1 protein-coding gene is annotated in these 828 nt (G+C 75.5%); it reads left to right on the top strand.

From position 1 onward, the window contains the following. The coding region (locus Asi03nite_RS37510) for a ketoacyl-synthetase C-terminal extension domain-containing protein (protein ID WP_203685260.1) at positions 1-828 on the top strand (828 nt) is incomplete at both ends.

The raw sequence follows: 828 nt of genomic DNA on the forward strand, positions 1-828 counted from the left end.
CACGGGTACGCGGCTGGGCGACCCGATCGAAGCGCAGGCGCTGCTGGCCACGTACGGCCGGGTTCGCGGGGACGACAACCCGCTATGGCTGGGCTCGGTCAAGTCGAACATCGGCCACACGCAGGCCGCGGCGGGCGTCGCCGGCGTGATCAAAATGGTGTTGGCGATGCGTGCGGGCGTCATGCCGGCGACCCTGCACGTGGACCGGCCGACCCCCGAGGTGGACTGGTCGGCCGGCACGGTGCAGCTGTTGACGCGGGCCCGGCCGTGGCCGCGGCTCGACCGTCCGAGGCGTACGGGTGTGTCGTCCTTCGGGATCAGCGGGACCAACGCGCACGTGATCCTCGAAGAGGCGCCGCGGAACCCGGCTGTCACGCGACAGCCGGAGCCGGGCCCGCCGGCGCCCTGGTTGCTCTCGGCCAAGTCGGAGACCGCGCTCCGGGCCCAGGCGAGCAGGCTGCTGGCCTGGCTCGCCGACCACCCCGAGGCGGACGACGCCGATGTCGCGGCCGCCCTGGCCGGCGCGCGCGCCCAGCTGGACCGGCGCGGCGCCGTGCTCGGCGCCGACCGGGCCGGTCGGCTCGCCGGCCTCACGGCCATGGCCGCGGGCTCGGCCTCCCCGCACGTCGTGTCGGGTGCCGCCACCACCGGCGAGACGGCCTTCCTGTTCACCGGTCAGGGCGCGCAACGCGTCGGCATGGGCGCGGGATTGACCGCGGCGTTCCCGGTGTTCGCCGCCGCGCTCGACGAGGTGTGCGCGCAGTTCGACCCCCTGCTGGAGGTGCCGCTGCGCGAGGTCATGTCCGGGGCGGCGGAGCTGGACCGGAC

The organism is Actinoplanes siamensis, from assembly GCF_016862395.1.
Taxonomy (GTDB): domain Bacteria; phylum Actinomycetota; class Actinomycetes; order Mycobacteriales; family Micromonosporaceae; genus Actinoplanes; species Actinoplanes siamensis.